At 64.9% G+C, this 25309-nt stretch carries 25 protein-coding genes; 10 read left to right on the top strand and 15 right to left on the bottom strand.

All coding sequences use genetic code 11. From position 1 onward, the window contains the following. Positions 1-4 precede the first annotated feature (4 nt). On the bottom strand, positions 5-3349 hold the full coding sequence (locus tag E0E41_RS17475; RefSeq protein WP_130871156.1) for a PD-(D/E)XK nuclease family protein: 3345 nt from the start codon (positions 3347-3349) through the stop codon (positions 5-7). A 160-nt stretch (positions 3350-3509) separates the two neighbouring features. On the opposite strand from E0E41_RS17475, the gene E0E41_RS17470 reads away from it, so the two are divergent. Both E0E41_RS17470 and E0E41_RS17460 read left to right on the top strand, forming a co-directional pair. After that, positions 3510-4928, top strand: coding sequence for an S-layer homology domain-containing protein (locus E0E41_RS17470; protein ID WP_165450603.1), 1419 nt, complete (start codon positions 3510-3512; stop codon positions 4926-4928). 425 nt (positions 4929-5353) lie between these two features. Further along, positions 5354-6463 carry an SH3 domain-containing protein gene (locus E0E41_RS17460; protein WP_165450602.1) on the top strand — a complete coding sequence of 370 codons (1110 nt, stop codon included), beginning with the start codon at positions 5354-5356 and terminating at the stop codon, positions 6461-6463. 46 nt (positions 6464-6509) lie between these two features. Here the strand turns inward: E0E41_RS17460 and E0E41_RS17455 are convergent, their stop codons facing one another. The 11 genes from E0E41_RS17455 to E0E41_RS17410 form a co-directional block, all read right to left on the bottom strand. Further along, entirely contained in the window at positions 6510-7919 is a 1410-nt protein-coding gene (locus E0E41_RS17455) for an aminopeptidase (protein ID WP_130871153.1), read from the bottom strand. Positions 7920-7932: 13 nt separating this feature from the next. Next, positions 7933-8547 carry a dephospho-CoA kinase gene (gene coaE / locus E0E41_RS17450; RefSeq protein WP_130871152.1) on the bottom strand — a complete coding sequence of 205 codons (615 nt, stop codon included), beginning with the start codon at positions 8545-8547 and terminating at the stop codon, positions 7933-7935. A 64-nt stretch (positions 8548-8611) separates the two neighbouring features. Further along, on the bottom strand, positions 8612-9157 hold the full coding sequence (locus E0E41_RS17445; protein WP_130871151.1) for a hypothetical protein: 546 nt from the start codon (positions 9155-9157) through the stop codon (positions 8612-8614). Continuing rightward, positions 9150-9629, bottom strand: a complete 480-nt coding sequence (locus E0E41_RS17440; protein ID WP_130871150.1) for an RNA polymerase sigma factor — start codon at positions 9627-9629, stop codon at positions 9150-9152. The genes E0E41_RS17445 and E0E41_RS17440 overlap by 8 nt, the downstream gene beginning before the upstream one ends. A 21-nt stretch (positions 9630-9650) precedes the next feature. Beyond that, positions 9651-9953: a hypothetical protein gene (locus E0E41_RS17435; RefSeq protein ID WP_130871149.1), complete on the bottom strand. Its 303-nt coding sequence runs from the start codon at positions 9951-9953 to the stop codon at positions 9651-9653. 95 nt (positions 9954-10048) lie between these two features. Next, positions 10049-11074, bottom strand: coding sequence for an L-threonylcarbamoyladenylate synthase (locus E0E41_RS17430; RefSeq protein WP_130871148.1), 1026 nt, complete (start codon positions 11072-11074; stop codon positions 10049-10051). 17 nt (positions 11075-11091) lie between these two features. Continuing rightward, a complete protein-coding gene (locus E0E41_RS19200; RefSeq protein ID WP_278045197.1) occupies positions 11092-11214 on the bottom strand; it encodes a hypothetical protein in 123 nt (40 codons plus the stop codon). A gap of 16 nt (positions 11215-11230) precedes the next feature. Then, entirely contained in the window at positions 11231-11488 is a 258-nt protein-coding gene (locus E0E41_RS17425; RefSeq protein ID WP_130871147.1) for a hypothetical protein, read from the bottom strand. A gap of 24 nt (positions 11489-11512) precedes the next feature. Further along, entirely contained in the window at positions 11513-12577 is a 1065-nt protein-coding gene (gene prfA, locus E0E41_RS17420) for a peptide chain release factor 1 (RefSeq protein WP_130871146.1), read from the bottom strand. Between the two features lie 12 nt (positions 12578-12589). Further along, positions 12590-13222: a YdcF family protein gene (locus E0E41_RS17415; RefSeq protein WP_130871145.1), complete on the bottom strand. Its 633-nt coding sequence runs from the start codon at positions 13220-13222 to the stop codon at positions 12590-12592. Then, positions 13219-15120: an ABC-F family ATP-binding cassette domain-containing protein gene (locus E0E41_RS17410; protein WP_130871144.1), complete on the bottom strand. Its 1902-nt coding sequence runs from the start codon at positions 15118-15120 to the stop codon at positions 13219-13221. Before E0E41_RS17410 ends, E0E41_RS17415 begins: the two co-directional genes overlap by 4 nt. 66 nt (positions 15121-15186) lie before the next feature. Here E0E41_RS17410 and mtnA point away from each other — a divergent pair, with 66 nt between their 5' ends. Further along, positions 15187-16176, top strand: a complete 990-nt coding sequence (gene mtnA, locus E0E41_RS17405; RefSeq protein WP_130871143.1) for an S-methyl-5-thioribose-1-phosphate isomerase — start codon at positions 15187-15189, stop codon at positions 16174-16176. A gap of 58 nt (positions 16177-16234) precedes the next feature. Here the strand turns inward: mtnA and E0E41_RS17400 are convergent, their stop codons facing one another. The 3 genes from E0E41_RS17400 to E0E41_RS17390 form a co-directional block, all read right to left on the bottom strand. Continuing rightward, positions 16235-17626 (bottom strand): UDP-N-acetylmuramoyl-tripeptide--D-alanyl-D-alanine ligase, encoded by a 1392-nt coding sequence (locus tag E0E41_RS17400; protein ID WP_130871142.1) that lies wholly within the window; start codon positions 17624-17626, stop codon positions 16235-16237. A 33-nt stretch (positions 17627-17659) separates the two neighbouring features. Further along, entirely contained in the window at positions 17660-18703 is a 1044-nt protein-coding gene (locus E0E41_RS17395) for a D-alanine--D-alanine ligase family protein (protein WP_130871141.1), read from the bottom strand. 155 nt (positions 18704-18858) lie between these two features. Beyond that, the gene (locus E0E41_RS17390; RefSeq protein ID WP_242623865.1) at positions 18859-20130 is read right to left on the bottom strand and encodes an Ig-like domain-containing protein; all 1272 of its coding nucleotides are present in this window, start codon (positions 20128-20130) and stop codon (positions 18859-18861) included. 186 nt (positions 20131-20316) lie between these two features. On the opposite strand from E0E41_RS17390, the gene ylxM reads away from it, so the two are divergent. The 7 genes from ylxM to E0E41_RS17355 all read left to right on the top strand — a co-directional run bounded on the left by ylxM (position 20317) and on the right by E0E41_RS17355 (position 25306). After that, on the top strand, positions 20317-20685 hold the full coding sequence (gene ylxM, locus E0E41_RS17385) for a YlxM family DNA-binding protein (RefSeq protein WP_130871139.1): 369 nt from the start codon (positions 20317-20319) through the stop codon (positions 20683-20685). 4 nt (positions 20686-20689) lie between these two features. Then, the gene (gene ffh / locus E0E41_RS17380; RefSeq protein WP_130871138.1) at positions 20690-22048 is read left to right on the top strand and encodes a signal recognition particle protein; all 1359 of its coding nucleotides are present in this window, start codon (positions 20690-20692) and stop codon (positions 22046-22048) included. Between the two features lie 69 nt (positions 22049-22117). Beyond that, on the top strand, positions 22118-22357 hold the full coding sequence (gene rpsP, locus E0E41_RS17375) for a 30S ribosomal protein S16 (protein WP_087346996.1): 240 nt from the start codon (positions 22118-22120) through the stop codon (positions 22355-22357). 17 nt (positions 22358-22374) lie between these two features. Continuing rightward, a complete protein-coding gene (locus E0E41_RS17370) occupies positions 22375-22605 on the top strand; it encodes a KH domain-containing protein (protein ID WP_087346993.1) in 231 nt (76 codons plus the stop codon). A 66-nt stretch (positions 22606-22671) separates the two neighbouring features. After that, positions 22672-23172 carry a ribosome maturation factor RimM gene (rimM, locus tag E0E41_RS17365; protein WP_130871137.1) on the top strand — a complete coding sequence of 167 codons (501 nt, stop codon included), beginning with the start codon at positions 22672-22674 and terminating at the stop codon, positions 23170-23172. Next, the gene (gene trmD / locus E0E41_RS17360; RefSeq protein WP_130871136.1) at positions 23165-23908 is read left to right on the top strand and encodes a tRNA (guanosine(37)-N1)-methyltransferase TrmD; all 744 of its coding nucleotides are present in this window, start codon (positions 23165-23167) and stop codon (positions 23906-23908) included. The genes rimM and trmD overlap by 8 nt, the downstream gene beginning before the upstream one ends. Positions 23909-23941: 33 nt before the next feature. Continuing rightward, positions 23942-25306: an alpha-amylase family glycosyl hydrolase gene (locus E0E41_RS17355; protein WP_130871135.1), complete on the top strand. Its 1365-nt coding sequence runs from the start codon at positions 23942-23944 to the stop codon at positions 25304-25306. Positions 25307-25309 lie beyond the last annotated feature (3 nt).

Here is a 25309-nt window from a genome sequence, read left to right as displayed (position 1 = left end):
ATGGTCAAGTTTCCTTTCTCTCTTCGGTTTCTTTGGCCACCGCCGTCCAGAAGTCCTCCCCCTTGACGGTGGGCAGCCAGCGCCGGCGGTCGTTCCCCCTGCCCTCTTCAAAGTGGCAGGCGGCGGCGTATTCGCACCACTGGCAGGCGTTGTGGTCCGGCCCCCGCCAGAAGGGGTCGGCGTTGATGTTGCCGGCGGCCAGCTCCCTGCCGATGTCCTCCAGCACCTTCTGGGTGTGCTTGGCCAGCCTGCCCAGCCGCTGGGCGGACACCAGGGCCTCCCCGCTGATGGTGCCGGTGCGGGTCACCCGGACGGGCAGGAAGCGGATGCCCCCCTCCCCCGGGTCCTCCATGGCGGTGAGCACGTCGGGGTCGTCCAGCAGGATGCCCTTCCGACGCAGCTGGGTATCCACCAGCTTCCGGCGCTGGGCATCGCTCATGGCCCGGCTCCCCGCCGCCACCGCGTCCCGGGCGGGCAGGTAGAGCACGCCGGCCCCGGTCACATCCATATTGTAAAGCTCATTTCCTTGCTCCTCCAGAGTAAACAGATAGAGCAGCATCTGCAGGCCCATGCCGTTCCAGATCTCGGTGAGGTCGAAGGATTTCCGGCCGGTCTTGTAGTCCACCACCCGCAGGTAGAGCCGCCCGTCGTGGACCCAGCCGTCCACCCGGTCCACGAAGCCGGATATGCTCACCGTCACCCCGTCCACCGTCAGCTCCACCGGGGGCAGGTCCTGGCCCTTGCCGAAGCCCAGCTCGAAGGAGATGGGCTGGAACTGAGAAGTGCGCAGCTCCTCCGCCACGTTGTCCACCACGGCGTACACCGAGCGGCGCAGCCGCCGGAACAGGTAGCGGAACCGGGCGTTCTCCCCCTCCAGACCGCCCAGGTCCTCCGCCACATAGTCCTCCACCGCCTGGTCACACAGGGCGTGGAGTTCCTCGGGGGACACTTCCTTCACGCCGCCTTTCTCCTTGCACCAGAGCAGCACATGCTCCAGCACGTAGTGGACGAAGGTGCCGTACTCCGGGGCCTGGAACCCGGCGGCCCGGCGGGGCTCCGCCTTCAGGCCGTACTGCATGAAGTAGGAGAAGTGGCAGGCCTTGTACTTGTCCATCCGGGAGGCGGACATGGGCACCCGGCTGCCGTAGAGGGCGTCCACCGCCTGCCGGTGGAGCCGCCCCCGGTCCAGGGAGGCGGCCCTGCGCATCCGCTCCACCAGGGGAGCATAGTCGGGCAGCTGTTCCAGAGCATCTCCCGCCCAGCTCCAGCGGCCCGCCAGCTCCAGGGCAGGCCGGGGCGCGGCCAGCCGGAAGGTGCCGTCCAGCCGTCCCTCCTCCGCCCGTTCCAGCTTGGGGAAGATCAGCTTCAGTTTTTCCGCCAGGAAGGAGGGGCGGCGCTCCGCGCCGTCCGGCCCGGCGGCGGCCCAGCTGACGGAGAACCGCTCCCGGGCCATGGCGCAGCACTCGTACACGATGGTCATTTCCCGGTACAGCTTGTCCCCCAGCTGGGGGGCCAGCTCCAGGCCGTAGGAGGCCAGCAGGCTCCGGTCGTCGTCGTTGAGCAGGCCCGGTGAGGGGGCCGCCGCCGGGATGGCCCCGTCGTCCGCCCCCAGCAGGAACACCGCCCGGTAGCGCTTGTGGGCCAGCCGGGGCATCTCGCCGCAGGTCACCTGATCCAGGGACACGGGGATGGAGCCCACGTCGTACTGGGAGAGCACCAGGGCAAACAGCCGGGCAAACTCCTCCAGCTCCATGGGGCTCTCCCCCAGAATCTGGGCGCACTGCTCCAGGCCCCCGCACAGGATGTCCCACAGCTGGGCGTACTCCTCCGCCAGGGCCTGCTGGCCGTCCTCGCTCAGGGCCTTGGCCCGCTGGGCCAGCCGCTCCGGCACCCCGATGTCCTCCAGCAGCTTGTAAAGGGCTTTTGCCTGCCCCACTCCCGTCTTGTCCTTGTTCTTCCGCAGGGCCTCCAGTGGGCCCACCACCTGCCGCCGCAGGCCCTCCAGCCGCTCCACCAGGGCCTTGTCCTCTGGGGTGAAGGTGCGGCCGTAGCCCTTGGGGTGGTTGGTCCAGGGCTTGGCGCCGGTCCAGGCGCTCCCCTCCAGATTCCAGGTGAGGGCGTAGTTCTCCAGCAGATCCACGTCCTCCTGGCTCAGGTCGGTAAGCCCGGTTTTCAGGTAGCGGAAAATATCGTCGTAGCGATAGCCCCCCGCCGCCGTGTCCAGGGCGGCGGTGATGAGGGCCAGAATGGGCTTTTCCAGAATGTCGCTCATGCGGCTGAGGAACACCGGCACGCCATACCGGGCAAACACCGTCTGGATCAGGCTGCCGCAGCCCTCCATGCTCCGGGCGCACACGGCAATGTCCCGGAAGCGGTAGCCCTCCTCCCGCACCAGGCGCAGGATCTCCGCCGCCGTCCACTCCACCTCGGAGTAGGGGGACAGGGCGGTGAACAGGCTCAGCCCCTCCGGCTGTTCCGGGTAGGGCACAGGCTGGGGAGCGAACAGCTCCCGCTCCAGGTGGGCCAGAGCGGGGCTCCGGACCTCGGCGGGCAGGGGCCGCACCTCCACCTGGGCGGGCACCCCCTGATCCCTGGCCAGCCGGAGCAGCTGGCGGGCGGTGCGGCGGGCGGGGGAGAAGATCCCCGCGCCTCCCTCGTCCTCCTCCAGCCTGTCGCAGGTGAGAGCCACTGTAAGGCTATTGCACTTTCCAGCTATGGCGGCCACCACCTGCCGCTCCTGGGGGGTCAGGTCGGTAAAGCCGTCCAGGTAGAAGTCCTTGTCCTTGGCCCAGTCGGTCCGCTTGAGGACCTCCGCCAGGCGGGTGAGCCTGTCCCGGGGGTCGGCCCCCTGCCGGGCGGTGAGGGCCTCATAGGCGCCGTAGATGAGGGACAGGTCGGCCAGCTTCTCCCCCTCCTCCCCGCCGGTCTCTGTTCCGGCGTTCCACAGCTGCTCCGGGGTGACCCGGCAGGTTTTCAGCTCGTCCACCGTGGCCAGCAGGCCGCTGAGAAAGGCGGGCTTCCGGGAGGGCCGCTGGTAGACCTTCAGCTGGTCCGCCACCGAGCCCAGGGCCATGTGGAGGAGGAGCAAACGGCCGCCGTTGTCCAGAGCGGGGGCGGCCAGGCCGCCGCAGACGGAAAAGACCCGGCTGGCCAGACGGGTGAAGGAGAGCACCTCCGCCCCCAGGGAGACGGAGTTGCCGCCGATGGCGCACAGGGTCCGCTCCATGTCATGGGAGTGCTGTTCCGGCACCACCAGGATCTGGGGGCGGACCTTCGCCGAGGCCGCCATGGTCTCCAGCATGGCCCGGGTCTTGCCTGATCCCGACCGGCCCAGCAGCAGCTTCAGCATACCGGATCTCCTCCTTTTTTGCAGAATGATTTATTATACCATAGCTTGCCCAAAAGCAAAAGCCGTGTCATACCCTATTTGACAACAGATGGGAACTATGCCATACTAAATTTTAGAAATGCGGGTGCTCCACAGCCCGCCGGGATCGGAGATGACAGATATGTATCAGCGCAAGCCCTCCCTCTCTGTACGCCTGCTGGCACTGACCCTGCTCGTTTCTCTGCTGCTCACATCCACAGTCTTGGCTGCCGATGCGCCCAAAAAGCCCGCCATCACGGCGGACAGCGCCATCGTCATCGACTACGACACCGGCGAGACTTTATACGAAAAGGACGCCGACACCATGCGGGTGCCCGCGTCCATGACCAAGGTGATGACCGCCTACATCATTTTTGAGGAGCTGGAGGCGGGCAATCTCACTCTGGACACCATGGTGCCCGTCAGCAACACCAATGCCGACCGCTCCCGCAGCTCCAGCTACCCCGCCATCGTGCCTCTGCCCTACGGCAAGTCCCAGTCGGTGGACACGCTGCTCAAGCTGATCCTCATCCCCTCCGCCAGCGCCAGCTGCATCGTCATGGCCGACTACATCTCCGGCAGTGAGGCCGCCTTCGTCCAGCGGATGAACGAGACCGCCAAGCGGCTGGGCATGACCGCCGAATACAAGAACTGCCACGGGGCCCACGTCCACTATCTCACCGCCCGCTCCCAGGCCATTCTGGTGCGGGAGTTCATCCGCCGGTTCCCCCAGGTGCTGGAGTACACCTCCATGACCGGGGTGACCTTCAACGGCAAATACTACCCCAACACCAACAAGCTGCTGCCCGGCCTGGACTACGCCTATGACGGGGTGGACGGCTTCAAGACCGGCACCATCACCGCCGCGGGCTACTGCCTCAGCGCCACCGCCGTGAAAAACGGCCGGCGGATCATCAGCGTGGTGATGCACGCCGACGACGACAAGACCCGCCACACCGACAGCACCGCCCTGCTGGACTACGGCTTCGCCATGCTGGAGTACCAGTCCCCCTATACCGACGTGGCCTACCACTGGTGCCGGGAGGACGTGGCCGCTCTGAAGGACCTGGGGGTAGAGCTCCACGCCGACGGGGAGACCTTCCGGCCGGACGCCGACGTGACCCGGGCGGAGTTCACCGCCATGCTGTACACGGCGCTGGAACAGTCCGGCGCTCTGCCGGAGGCACCGGCGGCGGAGACAGAGGAAGCGGAGGCTCCCCTCTTTGCCGACACGGAGGGCCACTGGGCCCAGGCCTACATTGAGAAGGCCACCGGGCTGGGCCTGATCTCGGGCACCGGAGCCGACACCTTCTCCCCCGACCGCTCCATCACCCGGCAGGAGATGATGGTGCTCATCGACCGGTGTGTGGACCTGCCCGATGAAAACGGGCTGGGCTTCTCCGACGACGGGCAGATCGCCTTCTGGGCCCTGGAGGCCGCCGCCCGCACTGCCGCCGCCGGTCTGTTCCAGGGGGACAACGGCAGGCTGATGCCCACCGGCACCGCCTCCCGGGCTCAGGCCGCCGCCGTCATCAGCCGGGTACTGGCCCTGACTGCCTGAGGAAGGAGGGAACCACCCCATGCGCCGAGGTCTTTTCCTGGCCTGCACGCTGGCCCTGACCTTCGGGCTGGCAGCCTGCACCCACCGGGAGCCCCAGCCCGCCCCGTCCGACACCTGTTTCTTATACACATTCGGCGCTGCCGACGAGTCCCCTTGTGGTTGTTTTCGCGGGCGTCGGGTTGTTCACAAAAAAAAATCTACTGTAATTTATTGTCATCACTGCTGCCACACACAGATAGTATGGCGTACGCCATCTCTACTCAGTACGTCACANACCTACCCCCACACCGTCTGCAGAGCCCACCCCCACACCGGAGCCTACGCCCCCGGTCTTTGACGAAGATCACACTCTGGACCGGGACCTGCCCAAGCTGACCTCGGCCGGGCTGGAGCTGCCCGTCTACGGAGCCACCGGCTGGGCGGCGGTGGAGATCGGGCTGTATGAGGCCATTCCCACACCCACTCCCACTCCGACACCGACACCCACACCCACACCGACACCGGTGCCGACACCCACACCGGTGCCGTCGGAGGAACCGTCCCTCACCCCGTCTCCCGCTCCGGAACCCTCTGCCAGCCCGGAGCCGGTCCCTGAGACCCCCGCCCCGGCGGTCACTGTCTCCCTGCTCTCCGCCCCGGTGGCCACACCTGCTCCCACCCCCGACCCCTTTGCCGGGGCCATGGCAGTGCTGTCCCCGGGGGATTCCTTCACCATCCTCAGCGAGAAGGGGAACTGGTGGAAGGTGTCCTCCTCCCACGGCACCGGCTGGGTGGACCACCGGTTCTGCCTGATCAACCTGCCAGACGTAGTGCCCTCCATGGTGTATGACGCCACCAACTCCTATTCCTCCCGGTACGTCAGCTCCGGGAAGGAGATCCCCGGCATCACCGGGGAGGCGCTGTACCAGGGCAAGGTGTACAATCCCCGGTTCGACCGGGAGCAGTACCTGATGCCGGTGCTCTACCACACCGCCAAAAAGGTGTGCGCCGCCCAGCAGGAGGCCCTGGTCCAGGGCAACAGCCTGAAGCTCTACGAGGGCTACCGCCCCTATTCCGCCCAGCGGGCGGTGGTGAAGGCCCTGAGCGCTCTGGCGGAATCCGATCCGGAGGTGAAGGCCGGCATCACCACCAAGCCCTGGACCATGACCTACTTCATCAGCACCGGCTACTCCAACCACCAGAAGGGGCTGGCGGTGGATGTGAGCCTGGTCAGGGTGAGCCGCACCGAGACCCGCTCCACCGGCGGATACCGCTACCTGGTGCCGGTGGAATATGAGGAGTACCAGATGCCCACCCCCATGCACGAGCTGAGCATGGCCTCCGCCTCCACCACCGGGCCGGGACAGGACACCCTGGCGGACACCATGAACGGGCCCGCCCTGGCCCTGCGGGGCTACTTCGGCAAGGCGGGGATGACCCCCCTGGAATCGGAGTGGTGGCACTTCAACGACTACGCCGCCCGCACCGCCGCCGGCGGGATCACCGGCACCGGCGGATTTGAGGTGACACGCTGCCGCAGCGCCGCCCCGGGATAGCAAAAAAGTCCGGACCCTGACGGGTCCGGACTTTTTGATTGGAGATTTACTGGGCCTCGTAGACCGCCTTCATGCCCCGGTAGGTCATATAGCAGTCCAGCTTGGACACGGTCTCGAAGGGGGAGTGCATGCTCAGCACAGGCACGCCGGCGTCGATGGTGTCGATGTCACGCTCGGCCATATAGGCGGCCACAGTGCCGCCGCCGCCGGCGTCCACCTTGCCCAGCTCGGCCATCTGCCACACCACGCCCTGGGCGTCCAGCACCTTGCGGACATAGGCCACCAGCTCGGCGGAGGCGTCGGAGCAGCCGGACTTGCCCCGGGCGCCGGTGTACTTGCACAGGCCCATGCCGTAGTTCACCCGGGCGCTGTTGCGCTTCTCATACACGTCGGCGAAGTTGGGGTCAAAGGCCGCGGTCACGTCGGCGGACAGGCAGAAGGACTTCTCATAGCAGGCCTTCAGGGACACCCGCTGGGCGTCGCACAGGTCGCTCATAAAGGTGTCGAAGGCGGCGGACTTCATGCCGGTGACGCCGGTGGAGCCGATCTCCTCCTTGTCGGCCAGCATGCACACGGCGGTGCGGGCCGGAGTGCCCAGGGCCAGCAGGGCGGCCAGGGAAGCAAAGCCGCACACCCGGTCGTCATGGCCGTAGGCGCCGATGAGGGAGCGGTCAAAGCCGATGTCCACGGCCCGGAAGGCGGGCACGGCGGACAGCTCGGCGGAGATGAAGTCCTCCTCCACGATACCGTACTTCTGATTCAGCAGGTCCAGGATGGCCAGCTTCACCCGGTCGGAGCCCTCGTCGTCCTTGAAGGGGCGGCTGCCGATGAGCAGGTTCAGGCTCTCGCCGGGGATGGCCTCGCCCAGAGGCTTCTTGGACTGCTCAGCACCCAGGTGGGGCAGCAGGTCGTCGATGGTGAACTGGGGCTCGTCCGCGCCGCAGCCGATGGCCACCGTCACGGTGGAGCCGTCCTTCAGGGCGATGACGCCGTGGAGCTCCAGGGGGATGGTCACCCACTGGTACTTGCGGATGCCGCCGTAATAATGGGTCTTGAAGAAAGCCATCTCGGCGTCCTCATACACCGGGTTGGGCTTCAGATCCAGGCGGGGAGAATCGATGTGGGCCGCGCCGATGTTGGCGCCCTCGCTGAGGGGACGGCTGCCGATGACGGCCAGCATGATGGCCTTGCCGCGGTTGGCACGGTACACCTTGTCGCCGGGATTCAGCGCGGTGCCCCGGACATAGGGCTTGAAGCCGTGCTGCTCGGCCAGACGGATGGTCTCCGCCACGCACTCCCGCTCGGTCTTGCCCGCATCCAGAAACTTCTTATAGTCCTCGCAGTAGGTGTTCAGGTCGGCCTCCTCCTGCGCGCTCAGCCGGTCATAGCCGTTCTTGGGCTGGTAGAGCAGGGCTTCACGCCGCAGCTCACCCTGGGTCTTCTGCTTTTCTTCCATAATGTGGTTCCTCCTATATTTGATTTTCCTCGTGATCCAACCATGGGCCGAACAGCGCCAGCGCCTGGTCCTCGAAGGCCTTGGGGTCCTGGCCCCCGTTCTCCAGGATGTGGGTGCACCGGCTGCGGAAGAACTCGTCTCCCTGCTGGGCCTCCACCCGCTTGCGGGCGTACTCCTCCGAAATGCCCTCCCGGGCCATGATCCGGCGGACCCGCACTTCCTTGGGCGCCAGAACGCCTACCACCGCGTCGCAGCCCTCCGCCGCGCCGCTCTCAATGAGGGCGATGGCGTCGATGGCCACGGCGGGCCGTCCCTCCGCCTCCGCCCGGGCCGCCTGCCGGTCGATCTCCGCCAGGACAAACCTGTGGGTGATGGCGTTCAGGTCGGACAGGGCCTGCGGATCGGCAAACACCACGTTGCCCAGGGCTTTTCGGTCGATCTTTCCCTGATCGTCCAGGATGCCGGTGCCGAACCGCTCCGTCAGCGCCTCCTTCATGGGCGCGCTGGATTCCAGCAGATCGTGGTACACCGCGTCCGCGTCGATGACGTGGGCGCCCAGACTGGTCAGGGCGTTGAGGGCTGTGGTCTTACCCGCCCCGGTGGGGCCGGTGATGCCGATACGCTTCATGGCTGTTCGCCTCCAGCAGTTAGTATAACACATCAGACAAATGGTGTGTGAGAAATTTGTAAATTCAGTGGTCGGAGGCGTGACCGTATCCATGGCCATGGCCCTGACCCTGGCCTTGACCCTGACCCTGGCCGGAGGCGTTCCCGGCCCCCGCCTGTCCGCAGTGGACGTTCTGCCGCCCGGCGGCACAGTGCTGCGCCCCCTCCAGCAGGCGGCCGCACTGGGTCTCGTCCCCGGACACGGTGATGGACACCGGCTGGCCGCTGTCCCAGCTGTCCAGCAGCAGCTCCAGGGCCTGGGCGTAGCTGAGGAAGCGCAGGCTCCCCGCCAGTGTATCATCCTCACACTGTACCCCCACCACCTGGTCGAAGCGGTTGATCTCCAGCTCCAGGCTGGTGTCCCCCTCCACGCTGATGGCGGAGGTGGGCACGAAATAGGCCCAATAGCCCCCGATCAGGGCGACCAGCAGCACCACGCAGGCTGCCAGAGCGCCCAGCCGCCGGGGGGCGGCGCGTCGATGCCTGGCCCGGTCCAGAAAAGCCCGGGTCTCCTCCTTCTGGGCCCCGGTGGCCCGGACCTGGTCAAAGGCCTCTCTGATCCGCTCATCCATCCGCCTCACCTCCCAGTATGGTCTTGAGCTTCTCTCTGGCACGGGTCAGGTCGGTGTAGACGGTGTTCACGTTCCTGCCCAACAGCTTGCTCATCTCCGGAGCGGTATATCCCTCATAGTAGTGGAGGTATATGACCTCCCGGTACTTCCGGGGCAGGGACAGCACCGCGCGGAGCACCTCCCCGCTTTCCCCCTGGGGGGCGGGCAGGTCCCGCACCTGGTCCAGAGAAACGGTACGCCTGCGGAACACGCTTTTCAGCACGTCCCGGCAGGCGTTGATGGTGACCCGGATGAACCAGGCCTTTTCATGCTCCCGGCTCTCGAAGTCGGCGGTATGGAGGAGATACTTCAAAAACACCGTCTGAAAGATGTCCTGAGTATCCGCCTCGTTTTTCAGATGGATCATGCACAGCCGCCGGACGGTATCTCCATACCGCTCGATGGCCTCGTTGGTCTCCCGCTCGCTCCGCATCCGGTCTCCCGTCCTCTTTTCTTACCAGCGGCAGCCGTGGCAGCCGTGACCGGCCCCGGACCGGCAGCCCAGGCCCGTTCCGTAGTTGTCGCACACCCCGTCGCCGTCGGCGTCCACATAGCAGGCGCCCCGGTTATCACAGATCCCGTCGCCGTCGGTGTCCGCGTAGCAGACACCCCGGTTGTCACAGATCCCGTCCCCGTTGGCATCCACATAGCGGGAATAGTTGGCCATGTGGTGCCGTCCTCCGGCGGCAAAGGCGGTGGTGACCCCCAGGGCCAGCACGACGGCGGCGGCAACGGCTGCGATCCTGATTTTCTTCATCATCATTTCCTCCTTATGAATAGGGGCTGATTGACCCGTCTCACTGACAATACGACGGAGCAGGCCCCATCCATTCATCGGGAGGAAAAAATTTTTTATGTCTCGTCCGCCGCGTCCACGATGTGGAAGCCCGCCGCCTTGTTCAGGCGGTTGGACACCGCCAGGCCGATGCCCTCCGGATCGGGGCACTGGGCCCAGATGTGGACCACATCGGTACCGTCAAAGTACCGCAGGGCGTCGAATACCCGCCGGGCCTGTTCCGCCACGTCGTCCTTGGGCCCGATGGGCTCCACCGGATGGCCCTCGAACAGGGGCACGAACTCGTTGAAACAGATCACCCCGTCCCCGTCGGTGAGGTGGCGGCGGATGTACCGGGCGGCGTCGGCGGGATCTCCCCGCACCACAGTCACCGGGGCCTTGGGGGCGTAGTGGCGGTACTTCATGCCGGGGGCCTTGGGGTGCTCACCGGCCCCCATGAGCCGGGTCACCGCCGGGTCCACCGCCACCTCCCCCAGCACTTCTTCCAGCTGCTCCAGGGTGATGCCGCCGGGCCGCAGCAGCCGGGGCGGCTGCTCGGTGAGATCGATGATGGTGGATTCCACCCCCACCGCGCAGGGGCCGCCGTCCACGATGCCGTCGATCTTGCCGTCCATGTCCTCCAGCATGTCCGCCATGTTGGTGGGGCTGGGCCGGCCGGAGGTGTTGCCCGAGGGGGCGGCCACCGGCAGGTCGGCGGCGGCGATGATGGCCCGGCACACCGGGTGGGCTGGGCAGCGCATCCCCACCGTGTCCAGCCCGGCGGTGACGGCGTCGGGGACGATGGGCTTGCGCTTCAGGATCATGGTCATGGGACCGGGCCAGAACCGCTCCGCCAGGGCGTAGGCGGCGGGCGGAATATCCTCGCAGTACCGCTCCAGCCAGTCCGCCGTGGGGATGTGGAGGATCAGGGGATTGTCCTGGGGTCGGCCCTTGGCCTCAAAGATGTGGGCCACCGCCTCAGAATTCAGGCCGTCGGCCCCCAGGCCGTACACTGTCTCGGTGGGGATGCCCAGCAGGCCCCCCCGCCGCAGGATCTCCGCCGCCTGCTCCGTCTGGTCGGCGGTCAGTCGCTGTGTGTTCACGCTGCTCGCCCCGCTTCTCAGAAAGAACGGCGGCGGCGGATAACGCGCCGGGTCCGGCCGGGCTGCACGATGGTCAGGATGCCCGCCGCCAGCAGAGCGGCGCCCGCCACCACATTCAAAATCCCAATGGCAATTTTCATAAAGGTGCTCCTCCTTTTACTCGTAGATGCCCACCGGCGTGCCCGCCAGCTCGATGGTGGTATCGGGGGCAAACTGCGCCTTCTGCAGATAGTTCTTCACGGTGAGGATACCGTACTTGGGGTTGACCTTCTCGTCCTCCAGCTCCAGCTCGATGAACTCCGGGCCGGAACCGGTGAGCCAGCCGTCGTCCTCCAGCAGGTCGGCCAGGTCGGATTTGACCGCGTCCAGAGACAGCTTCTCCGGGATAGCGGTAAAGTGAATGATCAGTTCCATTGTTGTGTACCTCCTATATGATGCTCACATATCCTGGCTGTGTTTCAGCCGCTCGGCCTGGTCGGCCGTAATGAGGGAATCGATGATCTCGTCCAGGTCGCCGTTCATGACGCTCTCCAGCTTGTACAGGGTCAGGCCGATGCGGTGGTCGGTGAGCCGGCCCTGGGGGAAGTTGTAGGTACGGATGCGCTCGTTGCGCATGCCGGTGCCCACCTGGCTGCGGCGCTCATCGGTGACCGCCTGCTCCTGCTCCCGCACCTTCTCCTCGTACAGGCGGGACCGCAGCAGCTGCATGGCCTTGTCCCGGTTCTGGAACTGGCTGCGCTCCTGCTGGCACTCCACCACCGTGCCGGTGGGCTTGTGGATGAGCCGCACGGCGGAGGAGGTCTTGTTCACGTGCTGGCCGCCCGCGCCGGAGGAGCGGAACACCTGCATCTCGATATCGGCGGGGTTGAGCTCAAAGTCCACCTCATCCACCTCGGGCAGCACCGCCACGGTGGCGGTGGAGGTGTGGATGCGGCCGCCGGATTCGGTCTCGGGCACCCGCTGGACCCGGTGGACCCCGCTCTCAAACTTCAGGCGGGAGTAGGCCCCGTCCCCCTCGATGGTGAAGCAGATCTCCTTCACACCGCCCAGCTCGGTCTCGTTCACCGAGTCCACCTCCACCTTCCAGCGGCGCTGGTCGGCGTACATGGAGTACATGCGGAACAGGGAGTGGGCAAACAGGGCGGCCTCCTCGCCGCCCACCCCGGCCCGGATCTCCACGATGACGTTCTTGTCGTCGTTGGGGTCACGGGGGAGCAGCAGGATGCGGATCTCATTCTCCAGCCGGGCCTGCTCCTCCTTGGCCTGCTGGAACTCCTCCTTGGCCATATCCCCCAGCTCCGGGTCGCTCATCAGCTCCTCCGCGTCTGCCATGTCCTGCTGACAGCGCAGCCAGCTCCGGTAAGCGGTGACCACCGGCTCCAGCTCCCGCTGCTCCTTATTCAGTTTGGCCACCAGAGCCGGGTCCCCGTAGGTCTCCCCCGCCCCCAGCTGGGCCTCGATGTTGGAAAAGCGCAGATCCAGCGCGCTCAGTTTTGCCTGCATATCCAAACTCTATCACCTGTCGAACACAAAGGATTTCACCAGGGCAAGGGGCTCCCGGAGATACATCTTCAGACGGGAGGGCACGTGGGAACTGGGTGCCGCCAGGGTGGACAGGGCGCACTCTCCCTCCCACGCCCGGCTCCACAGCATCCGCACCCGGGTCAGGTGGAAGCCGTTGGACACCACCACCACTTCGCCGGTGTCCACATTCTTCTCCCGCAGCAGTTCCTGGGTGTATCGAATGTTCTCCCAGGTGTTGGAGGACTGATCCTCCATGAGGATCTGGTCCCCGTCCACGCCCTGCTCCGTCAGATAGTCATACATGCACCGGGCCTCGCTGACGGGCTCGTCGGCTCCCTGGCCGCCGGACACCACGATGGTCAGATCCGGGTGGTCCTCCAGATAGTCCAGCGCCTTGTCCAGCCGGTCCTGGAGCAGCACCGACGGCCCCCAGGGCTTCACCTGGCAGCCCAGGATGACCATCACCCGGGGATCGCCCTGAATGTGGTCGTAGGAGCCGTAGAGCACCGCCCCGAACAGGGCGCCGAAAACCAGCACCCCGGCCAGGATCAGGCCCAGCAGCACCTTGAGCCACAGGGGCTTCCGCTTCCCCTCATAGGGGTGGCAGTACTGCTTCTTTCTCACCCCTTGGCCTCCTCCAGCTCCGCCGCCAGCTTCTCCCACTGGGTATAGAGGGTGGCGATCTCCTCCTCCATGGCCTTCTGCTCCTCGTACACCTTCTGGAGCTCCAGGTAGTTGGAGGCCACCTCCTCGGCCTTGAGAGACAGCTCATACTGCTTCTCCTCCGCCTTGGCCACCGCCCGCTCCGCCGCGGCCACCTGCTTCTCCAGCTCCTTGGTGCCGCCGGGGCGCTTGGGCTTCTCCTTTTTGGGCTTCTCCGGCTCCGCCTTCACAGGGGCGGCCGCCTGATTCTTGGCCCGCTCCCGGGCCGCCCGGAACTCCTCAAAGGTGCCCCGGAAGTCGGTGATGTGCCCGTCCTCCAGCATCCAGATCCGGGTGGCGAACTGCTTGATGAAGTAGCGGTCATGGGAGACGAAGAGCAGGTTGCCCTCGTATTCGCTCACCGCGTCCTCAATCCACTCCCGGCTGGCGATATCCAGATGGTTGGTGGGCTCGTCCAAAATCAGCAGGTTGATCTTCTCGTCCATCAGCATGCACAGCCGCAGGCGGCTCTGCTCGCCGCCGGACAGGGCGGACACCGGCTTGAACACGTCCTCCCCCCGGAAGTTGAAGGCGGCCAGCCGGTTGCGGGCGGTCTGGGTGGAGCAGTCCTGATCGTAGATCATGGTATCCACCAGGTTGCGCTCCGGGTGGGAAAAGTGGATGATCTGCGGCAGGTAGCCCACCTTTACAGTGGGCCCCATCCGCAGCTTTCCGCTGTCCGGCTCCTCCTCCCCCAGCAGGATCTTCAGCAGGGTGGACTTGCCGGTGCCGTTGTCGCCCAAGAGGCCGATGCGCTCGCCTCCCACCACCTCCAGATTGACGTGGTCAAAGAGGGTGCGGCCGTCAAAGGACTTTTTCAGTTCCTTGATGGTGAGCACCTCGTCCCCCCGGAACTCCCGCTCCCCGAACTTCACGTCCAGGCGGCGCTCCTTGGTGGGCTTGTCGGTGGTGCGCATCCGCTCGATGCGCCGCTCCATGGACTGGGCCCGCTTGAAGGTCTTGTCCATGCCGGAGTAGGCCCACACCCGCAGCTGCTCGGCGGCCTTCTCCAGCTGCTCGATCTTGGCCTGCTCCTTCTCGTACTGCTTCAGCTTCTCCTGATAGCGGCGCTCCTTCTCCTCCACATAGAAGGAGTAGTTGCCCGCGTAAAACTCCGCCTTGCCGTCCTGGATCTCGATGATCCGCTTCACCACCCGGTCCAGGAACCAGCGGTCGTGGGAGATGGCCAGCACGGTGCCCTTGTACTTGTCCAGGTACTCCTCCAGCCACTCGGTGGCCCGCAGGTCCAGGTGGTTGGTGGGCTCGTCCAGCAGGAGGATGTCGGTATCCTCCAGAATCAGCCGGGCCAGGTTCACCCGGGTCTTTTCCCCGCCGGACAGGGAGGAAAAAAGCTGGTTCCGCATGTCCTGGGAAATCTCCAGGCCGTTGCACACCTTGTTCAGGGGGGTGGTGGTGTCGTACCCGCCTCCCGCCTCGAAAGCGGCGGTCAGGGCGTCGTACCGGCGCAGCAGGGCGGGATCGCTGTCCCCCGCCATCCGCTCCGTCAGCTCCTCCATTTCCTTCTCCATGTCGTGGAGCCGCTGGAAGGCGGTCTGGAGCACATCCTCCACGGTGTACTCCGGCGGATACACCGGGATCTGGGAGATGAGCCCCAGGCCCTTGCCGGGGGCAATGTGGATTTCCCCCTCGTCCCAGTCCAGCTCCCCGGTGAGCATTTTGAACAGGGTGGTCTTGCCCGCGCCGTTCTTGCCCAGCAGGCCCACACGCTCCCCCTGGTCCACCTGGAAGGTGAAGCCGTCCAATATTTTTTTGCCTACCTCGAACTCCTTGGACAGGTTCGAGACCGCGATATCGATCATCTTATGTTTACTCCCGCGCTCAGTTGTGTTATATTGGAACCGCAACAAAGAATGGAGGTCATTCCTATGGACGCGATTCGTTGGGAAGGAAATACCCTTTACTTACTGGATCAGACCAAGCTCCCGGTGGAGGAGGTCTGGCTGCCCTATACCGACTACCGGCCGGTGATCGACGCCATCCGCACCATGGTGGTGCGGGGCGCCCCCGCCATCGGCGTCACCGCCGCCTACGCCTACTGTCTGGCCGCCCTGGAGGGTGCCGACCTGAAGCAGGCCAAAGAAGCCCTGGCCGCCAGCCGTCCCACGGCTGTCAACCTGTTCTGGGCCCTGGAGCGAATGGCCAAAAAGGCGGAGAACTGCAATGGTGACCCGGAAACCCTCATCGCCGAGGCTGTCGCCATCCACCAGGAGGATGTGGCTATGTGTAAGGCCATGGGCCTTTACGGTGCGGCGGTGGTCCCCGACCACGCCCGCATCCTCACCCACTGCAATGCAGGCGCTCTGGCCACTGGCGGCTACGGCACCGCGCTGGGTGTTATCCGGGCGGCCCACGAGCAGGGGAAAGTAGAAATGGTTTACGCCGATGAGACCCGGCCTCTGCTCCAGGGCGCCCGGCTCACCGCCTATGAGCTGGTCACCGACCATATCCCCGCCACCCTGATCGCCGACAATATGGCGGCCAGTCTGATGGCCAAGGGGAAGATCGACATGGTGGTGGTGGGCTGCGACCGGATGGCGGCCAACGGCGACTTCGCCAACAAGATCGGCACCTACTCGGTGGCGGTGAACGCCCACCATCACGGGGTACCCTTCTATGTGGCCCTCCCCTGCTCCACCATCGACCTGTCCATCCCGGACGGCTCCGGCATCCCCATTGAGGAGCGGGACCCCGACGAGGTGCGCACCCTGTACGGGGTCCAGACCGCCCCCAGGACGGTGGAGGTGTACAACCCCGCCTTTGACGTGACCGACCACAGTCTGGTCACCGGCATCATCACCGAGAAGGGGGTCATCTACCCGCCCTTCAAGGAGAATCTGCAGAAGCTGTTCGGATAAGGACGGGCGCGCAGTGCGCGCCCGCCCAGGCCGCAGGACAAATGTCCTGCGGCCTTTTTTATGCCTCTTTGGTGATGGTCAGCAGGTACTCCACCAGTTCCTCCAGCTCCATGCCCCGGGAGGCCTTCACCAGGATGGTGGCGTGGGGCTGCACCAGATCGTCCAGCACCGGCTTGGCCTTCTCCTTGGTCTCGCAGTAGAAGCAGTGGGGCACCCCCGCCTCCTTGGCGGCGGTATAGATATGCTTGGCCAGCTCGCCTACCGCTACCAGGCAGTTGATCCCGGCCTTGGCCAGGTACTCCCCGATGCCGGCGTGGAGGGCGGGGGCCAGGGGGCCCAGCTCAAACATGTCACCCAGCACCGCCGCCTTGAAGCCGCCCTTGGCGTTGGAGAGCACCTCCACCGCCGCCCGCATGGACTGGGGATTGGCGTTGTAGGTGTCGTTGAGGATGGTGATGTCGTCCTGACGGTGCAGGATGTTCATCCGCATCTTGGTGGGGGCAAAGTGGAGCACGCCGTTGGCGATCTCGTCAGGGGTGAGGCCGAAGTGCTCCCCCACGGCGGCGGCCATCAGGGTGGGATAGATCATATGCTCCCCCAGGGCGGGGATCTCCACCTGGAACTGGCCCCGGGGAGTGGTCACCTTGCAGGTGAGCCGGCTCTTGCCGTCGCTGCTCAGGTCGCTGGCCCGGTAGTCCAGATTTTCGGCCGCTCCCACCCGCAGGAAGGAGAAGGGCAGCTTGCCCGGCAGGGTGTTCAGCAGGGGATCGTCCCCGTTGATGATGGCCAGGGCGTCCGCCTTGGCGTGGTGGAAGATCTCGCTCTTGGCCTCCAGGATCTTCTCCCGGGAGCCGAAGTACTCAATGTGGGAATCCCCGATGTTGGTCATCAGGATCACATCCGGCTCCACAATAGCGGAGAGGTAGTCGATCTCCCCGGCGTGGTTCATGCCCAGCTCCAGCACCGCCAGCTGATGCTCCGGCTTCAGCCGCAGCAGGGTCATGGGCACCCCGATGTCGTTGTTCAGGTTGCCCTCAGTCTTGAGCACGCTGTACTTCTCACCCAGCACCGCCGCCACCATGTCCTTGGTGGTGGTCTTGCCCACCGAGCCGGTGATGGCGATCACCGGGATGGGGAACTTGGCCTTGTAGTACTTGGCCAGATCCCGCAGGGCCTTGTGGGTGGAATCCACCTTGATATAGAATTTTCCCGGCAGATAGCTCTCCCGCTCCCGCTGGGTGAAGCACCCGGCGGCGCCTCCCTCCAGGGCGGCGTTGATATAGGCGTGGCCGTCGAACCGCTCCCCCACCAGGGGCACAAACAGAGATCCGGCGTGGATGGTACGGCTGTCGGTCTCCACCCGGCTGACGGTGCGCTTCAGGTCACCGAACTCTCCCAGCAGGCTGCCGTGTACTGCCTCCAGGATCTCTCCTATGGTCATGGGCTCCATAACTAGCTTCCTCTCTACTTCTCTTCTGTCCTGTTACCGGCCCTGCCGGCGGGCCTCCAGGGAGGCCTCCACGATCCGGCGGCACAGCTCGTTGTAGTTGATGCCCACCGCGGCCGCCTCCTGAGGCAGCAGGCTGGTGGGGGTCATGCCGGGCAGGGTGTTGATCTCCAGGAACCAGGGCTCCCCGTCCTCGGTGACGATGAAGTCCGCCCGGGAGTAGACACTCAGCCCCAGGGTCTCATACACCCGCAGGGCGGCGGCGCGCAGCTTCTCCTCGGTCTCCGCCGGGATCTCCGCCGGGCACACCTCCAGGGCCGCGCCGGGCTGGTACTTGTTGGCGTAGTCGTAAAAGCCCTCCTTGGGGATGATCTCGATGGAGGGCAGGGCCTTGTCCTCCAGGATGCCCACCTGGATCTCCCGGCCCTTGATGTACTCCTCCAGCACCGTGCGGCCGCCCAGCTCCAGACCGTCGGTGAGGGCCTTCCGCAGCTCGTCGGCGGTATAGGCGATGGACACGCCGATGGAGGAGCCGCTTGCCACCGGCTTCACCACCAGGGGCAGACGGGCGTTCTTCACCAGGCCGTCGATGTCCTCGGCCTTGTACGCCACCGTCTTCCAGCCGGGGGTGGTCACCACGTCCTCCACCAGCCGCTTGGTCATGTCCTTATCCATGGCGATGGCGCTGCCCAGGTAGCCCGCGCCGGTATAGGGGATCCCCATCAGCTCCAGCGTGGCCTGGACCCTGCCGTCCTCGCCGCAGGAGCCGTGGAGGGCCAGGAACACCAGGTCGGCCATCTGGCACAGCTCCAGCACGTGGGGGCCGAAGGTGCTCCGGCTGTCCCCGGGACGGCTGGCGCGCACCTGGTCCAGGTCGGGGGCCTGACGGCTCACCTTCTTGAAGGATTCGGGCACCGGGGCGTCGAAAAAGCCCTCGTCCGACTGCTCGGTTCCGAAGAACAGGTCCACCAGTCCCGCCCGGTGGCCCAGACCCCGCAGGGCCTCCGTCACCATGGCGCCAGTGGAAAGGGACACGTTCCGCTCCGGGGAAAGGCCGCCGGCCAATACAACGATCTTCATATTCACACCTCGTCAGAGAGAAAAGTACTCTCCAGTATCATATGCGCTAACACTATATTATAACATACCTTCCCGCCATACTCAACCGTCATTCCCCCTTTTTGGTCCGCTCTCACCAAAAAAGGACCGGGCCCCCAAAGGCCCGGTCCCCCGGTTCAGAACCAGCCGGTATCCCGGCTGTCCAGCAGCTCCAGCGCGGAGCACAGCAGCTGGGCCGCCTCTCCACGGGTCAGCTGAGTGCTCAGGCTGTCCGCCCCGTCCAGCACCCCGCAGGTGGACAGGTTGGCCGCCGACTGGGCGGCCCAGGCCGGCGTATCCGACCCGGCAAAGGTCTGGGCGTCCACATCGGTGACCTGAAGGGCCCGGTCCAGCAGCACCGCAGCCTCGGCGGCGGTCACCGTGTCCTCCCCCCGGAACACCACCTGGCCGTCCCCGTCCAGGCTGCCCTGGATCAGACCGCTCTTCAGGGCGGAGGCCACATAGGGCTTGGCCCAGGTCTGGATGACCTCATCGTCGGCAAAGCCGGTGCGCTCCACCCCCTCCAGGGCGTCCAGCCCCGCCGCATCCATCACCATGGCCACAAACTGGCTTCGGGTGACAGGTGCGTCAGGCTGGAAGAAGTAGGACCCGTTCATGCACTCCCCTACAAAGATGCCCTCCTCCGCCAGGCGGATGGCCGCCTTGTGGGCGGGATCGCCGTCCAGGTCGGAATAGGTCACCTTGGTGTCGGGCTTTTCGATCTTCACCTTCACCGTGGCCGGATCGGAGGAATTGCCCATCTCGTCCACCGCCACATAGGTGAAGGTGTCCTTCCCCGTCTTATTCTCATAGGGGGTGTAGACAAAGGTGCCGTCCTCCTGGACGGTGACCGCCCCCCGGGCGGGCTTCTTCACCACGTGGTAGGTCAAAAGGTCGCCCTCCGGGTCCACCCCGTCGAACCGCTCGGTAATGGCTACATTTTTATAGGTGGTCAGCTCCAGGTCCCGGGCCACCGGGGCCCCGTTTTCCTCGGTGAGCAGGAACAGGTCGGCCGACGTCTCCGCTCCGCTGATGCCGTCGCTGAACACCGGCAGGAACCTGAACCGTGCGGCAGAGGCATTGACGGCGTCTTTTGCGGTATAGGTCAGTCCGTCCACCGCCTCCATGGAAATCACGTCTCCCACCCGCAGCAGCTGGCCGCCCAGGGTCAGGGTACCCGCCTGGCTGTCGGGCAGGGCGGAGATCACGATGGCGTCCAGTTCACCGCCGTCGGTGAGAAAGTCGGTCTGAGCAAAGGTGAGCTGCTCCCCGGCGGGGGCATTTTTCACCAGATCGTAGGCCACGGGGACCTCCTCCGTCCCCTCGTCGAAGAAGATGGCCGAGGCCGGCAGGGCGGCGGAGAGCAGCAGCGCCGCCGTCACCGCCGCGGTCAGGATGCGGTATTTCAATTGGATGACCTCCTTGTTTGGTAATCGTCCATAGTCTCTGCCAAAAGGTCCAGAATATGCGCGCTCTGCCAGGGAAAAATCCCTCTTGACAAACGGAGAAAAATCGTGTATTATCCTCATTGTTGTAAAGCTTTGAAACTTTACTTCCTTTACAGAACCACCAGAGGTCCGGAAGGAGGCTGCGGGATGAAAAATCAGGCATACCGTATGGCGCTGCTGTATGATTTCTACGGCGACATGCTGACCGACCGACAGAAGGAGTTCTACGACCTTTATTACAATGAGGACCTGTCTCTGGCGGAGATCGCGGAGAACTACGGCATCACCCGGCAGGGTGTGCGGGACGTGATCGTCCGGGCGGAGGCGGTGCTGACCGAGCTGGAGGACAAGACCGGCATCATCAAGCGGTTCCATCAGATGCAGGGTCAGTTCAACCAGATCCAGGAGGCGGTGGACGCCATCGCCAAGCGCAACGACCAGAACTGGCAGGACGACGAGGTGGAGGTCCAGTGCGGCCGCATCCGTGACCTGCTGGCCCAGCTGAAACAGGAGTGACCCCATGGCGTTTGAAGGATTGACCGAAAAGCTCTCCGCGGCATTCAAGAAGCTGCGGGGCAAGGGCCGTCTCACCGAGGCCGACGTGAAGGAGGCCATGAAGGAGATCCGCATGGCCCTGCTGGAGGCCGACGTCAACTTCAAGGTCGTCAAGCAGTTCGTGGCCTCCGTCACCGAGCGGGCTGTGGGCTCCGACGTACTGGAGAGCCTGACCCCCGCCCAGATGATCGTGAAGATCGTCAACGAGGAACTGACCAACCTGATGGGCGGCGAGAACACCAAGCTGACCATCTCCCCCAAGCCCCCCACGGTGGTGATGCTGTGCGGCCTCAACGGCGCGGGCAAGACCACCAACGGCGCCAAGCTGGCGGGGTTCTTCAAGAAGCAGGGCAAGCGGCCCCTTCTGGTGGCCTGCGACACCTTCCGTCCCGCCGCCATCACCCAGCTGGAGGTGGTGGGTTCCCAGGTGGATGTGCCGGTGTTCCAGATGGGGCAGATCGACCCCATCGACATCGCCAAGGCGGGCATCGAGCACGCCAAGAAGCACGGCAACGACATCGTCTTTATTGATACCGCCGGCCGGCTCCACGTGGACGAGGAGCTGATGGATCAGCTCAAGGACATGAAGGCGGCCATCAACCCCACCGAGATCCTGCTCATCGTGGACGCCATGATCGGTCAGGACGCGGTGAACGCCGCCAAGGCCTTTGACGAGGCTCTGGACATCACCGGCGTGATGCTCACCAAGCTGGACGGCGACGCCCGGGGCGGCGCGGCCCTGTCCATCAAGGCAGTCACCGGCAAGCCCATCAAGTTCGTGGGTCAGGGCGAGAAGCTGGATCAGGTGGACCTGTTCTACCCGGACCGGATGGCCTCCCGGATCCTGGGCATGGGCGACGTGCTCTCCCTCATCGAGAAGGCCCAGCAGACCTTTGACGCAAAGAAGGCCGCCGAGCTGGAGCAGAAGCTGCGGAAGAACAAGTTCACCCTGGCCGACTTCTACGACCAGCTGGTGCAGGTCAAGAGCATGGGCTCCCTCAGCGACATTGCCGGGATGCTGCCCGGCGTCAACGGCAAGGCTCTGGAGGGCGCCATGGTGGACGAATCCGCCCTGGCCCGCACCGAGGCCATCATCCTGTCCATGACCCCCGCCGAGCGGGAGGACCCCTCCCTGCTGAACAACAGCCGGAAAAAGCGGATCGCCGCCGGGTCCGGCACCCAGGTGGTGGACATCAACCGGCTGCTCAAACAGTTCGAGCTGATGCAGCAGATGAGCAAGCAGTTCTCCGGCAAGAACATGAAGAAGCTGGGCAGGATGGGAAAGATGGGCGGCTTCGGCAAGCTGCCCGGCCTGCCCTTCTAAGTGTTGGTAAGCGCGGCGTGCCGCGTTTCCATAATAGATGTTTGAAACTTACATGGAGGTGAAGATACAATGGTTAAGATCAGACTGCGTCGCATGGGCGCTAAGAAGTCTCCTTTCTACCGCATCGTGGTGGCGGACTCCCGCTATCCCCGTGACGGCCGCTTCATCGAGGAGATCGGCACTTACAACCCCCTGACCCAGCCCGCCGAGATCAAGGTGGACGCCGAGCGCGCCCAGGCCTGGATCAAGACCGGCGCTCAGCCCACTGAGACCGTGAAGGCTCTGCTGAAAAAAGCTGGCGCCATCTAATTGGAGGTCAGGCTGGCATGAAGGAACTGCTCACCTACATCGCCCGCAGCCTGGTAGACCACCCCGACTCCGTGGTGGTCACCGAGCACGCCGGCGAGAGTGAGACCGTCCTGGAGCTTCGGGTAGCCCCCGAGGACATGGGCAAGGTGATCGGCCGCCAGGGCCGCATCGCCAAGGAGATCCGCACGCTGATGCGCTCCGTGGCCCAGCGCCAGGGCACCAAGGTCTCCGTCGAGATCGTCGACTGAAAAGCGGCGGGGTAGCTACCCCGCCGCTTTTTGCATCAAATCCAGCCTGCAGGAGGTTGCAGCAATATGAAAAACCAATTTCTCGAGGCCGGGCAGATCGTCAACACCCACGGCATCCAGGGTGAGGTGAAGATCGTCCCCTGGTGCGACACCCCCGACTTTCTCTGTCAGTTCGATACCTTTTATCTGGACGGCAAGCCGGTGAAGGTGCGCTCCGCCCGGGTCCACAAGGGCAATGTGCTGGCCACCCTGGAGGGTGTGACCGACGTGAACGGGGCCATGGCGCTGAAGGGCAAGGTGCTGTCCATTGACCGCACCGGAGTGGAGCTGCCTGACGGGCGGCACTTCATCGCCGACCTGATGGGCCTTGATGTCATCGACGCCGCCACCGGCGAGAAGATCGGCGTGGTGGCCGACGTGCTCACGCCTCCCGCCCATGAGGTGTATGTGGTAAAGGGGGAGCATGAGTATATGATCCCCGCCGTGGACGAGTTCCTGGCGGAGACCGATGTGGAGGCGGGCTATATCAAGGTCCGGCTCATCGAGGGGATGCGCACCGATGTATAGCATTGATATCATGACCCTGTTCGATCTTACCGTGGGGGATATGATGAACGAATCCATCCTGGGCCGGGCCCAGGAGCGGGACATCATCCGCATTGAGGCCCATCAGATCCGGGACTACACCCTGAACAAGCAGAAGCAGGTGGACGACTACCCCTACGGCGGCGGCCGTGGTGCGGTGATGCAGGCCGACCCTCTCTACCAGTGCTGGAAGCACATCGTGGACACCTACGGGCCGGGGCACACCATCTATATGTCCCCCGCGGGCAAGACCTTTACCGAGGGCGACGCCCGGCGGCTGCGGGACGACTACGACCACCTGATCCTGGTGTGCGGCCACTACGAGGGCATTGACGAGCGGTTCATCGAGGAGTGCGTGGACGAGGAGATCTCCATCGGAGACTTCGTCCTCACCGGCGGCGAGCTGGCCGCCATGGTGGTGTCCGACGCGGTGGCCCGGCTGGTACCCGGGGTGCTGTCCGACCCCGAGTGCTTTGAGAATGAGAGCCACTGGAACGGTCTGCTGGAGTACCCCCAGTACTCCCGGCCCGAGGAGTGGCACGGCCGGAAGGTCCCCCCCATCCTCCGCTCCGGCGACCACAAGAACATCGCCAAGTGGCGGCGGAAGCAGTCCATCCTCCGCACCCGGCAGCGGCGGCCCGACCTGTACGCCAAGCTGGACCTGTCCTCCAAGGAGGACCAGAAGCTGCTGAAAGAGCTGGAGGAAGAGGGCAACTGACGTATTTCACACATTGAAACGGAGGCATTTGTTATGAGTCATTGGTCCACCGATTCTGTGTTCTACCATATCTATCCCCTGGGATTCTGCGGCGCGCCGGAGTACAACGACTTCGGGGCCCCGGTCCAGCGGCTGGAGCAGCTCCGGGACTGGATCCCCCACCTGAAGGAGCTGGGGGTCAACGCCCTCTACCTGGGGCCGGTGTTCCAGTCCGTCAAGCACGGCTACGACACCGCCGACTACTTCCAGATCGACTGCCGCCTGGGGGACAACAAATCCTTTGCCAAGCTGTGCCATGAGCTCCACGAAAACGGCATCCGCATCGTGCTGGACGGGGTGTTCAACCACGTGGGCCGGGAGTTCTGGGCCTTCAGGGACGTGCGGGAAAAGGGCCAGAGCTCGCCTTACTGCGGCTGGTTCCACGACCTGAACTTCGGCGGCCCTTCCCCTATGGGAGACCCCTTCTGGTACACCGCCTGGCAGGGCCACTACGAGCTGGTGAAGCTGAACCTGCGCAACCCGGATGTGGTCCATCACCTGCTGGACGCGGTGGCCATGTGGATGGACGAATTCCACATCGACGGCCTGCGGCTGGACGCCGCCGACTGCGTGGACTTTGACTTCTTCCGCACCCTGAAGGGCTTTGTGAAGGGGAAGGACCCGGAGTTCTGGCTCATGGGCGAGATCATCCACGGGGACTACGCCCGGTGGGCCAACCCGGAGATGCTGGACTCCGTCACCAACTACGAGTGCTGGAAGGGCCTGTGGTCCTCCCACAACGACAAGAATTACTTCGAGATCGCCCACTCCCTCAACCGCCAGTTCGGCCCCGGCGGCATCTACCGGAACCTGAGCCTCTACAACTTCGTGGACAACCACGACGTGGACCGGCTGGCCAGCAAGCTGAACGATCCCGCCCACCTGAACAACGTGTACACCCTGCTGTACACCATGCCGGGCATCCCCTCCCTCTACTACGGCAGCGAGTGGGCACTGAAAGGGGCCCGCACCAAGACCTCCGACGCGGTGCTCCGCCCCCACCTGGAGCTGAAGGAGATGATGCAGCTGGACCAGAGCCTGTGCGCCCACCTGTCCAAGCTGGCTGCCATCCGCTCCGCCTTCCCCGCCCTGCGGACCGGCGGCTACGAGAACGTGGTCATCAAGAACCAGCAGCTGGTGTTCCGCCGCTCCACCGACAGTCAGCGGGTCTATGTGGTCCTGAACCTGGAGCCCCAGGAGATCCACGTGGAGTTCCCCCACAACGAGCCGGTGCTCCAGGACGTGCTCAACGGCGACCAGATCTTCAACAACGACGGCGGCCGCACCTGGCTGCCCGTGTCCCCCTGCTCCGCCCGCATCCTGGTGGGCGCCCCTGACCGGTTTACCTGGCCTTTCTGACCA

Origin of the sequence: Intestinimonas massiliensis (ex Afouda et al. 2020) (assembly GCF_900626285.1) — a bacterium.
In the GTDB taxonomy this organism is placed as follows: domain Bacteria; phylum Bacillota; class Clostridia; order Oscillospirales; family Oscillospiraceae; genus Flavonifractor; species Flavonifractor massiliensis_A.
The sequence above is the reverse complement of the archived record's forward strand: the minus strand, read 5'-3'. Positions and strand labels throughout refer to the sequence as shown.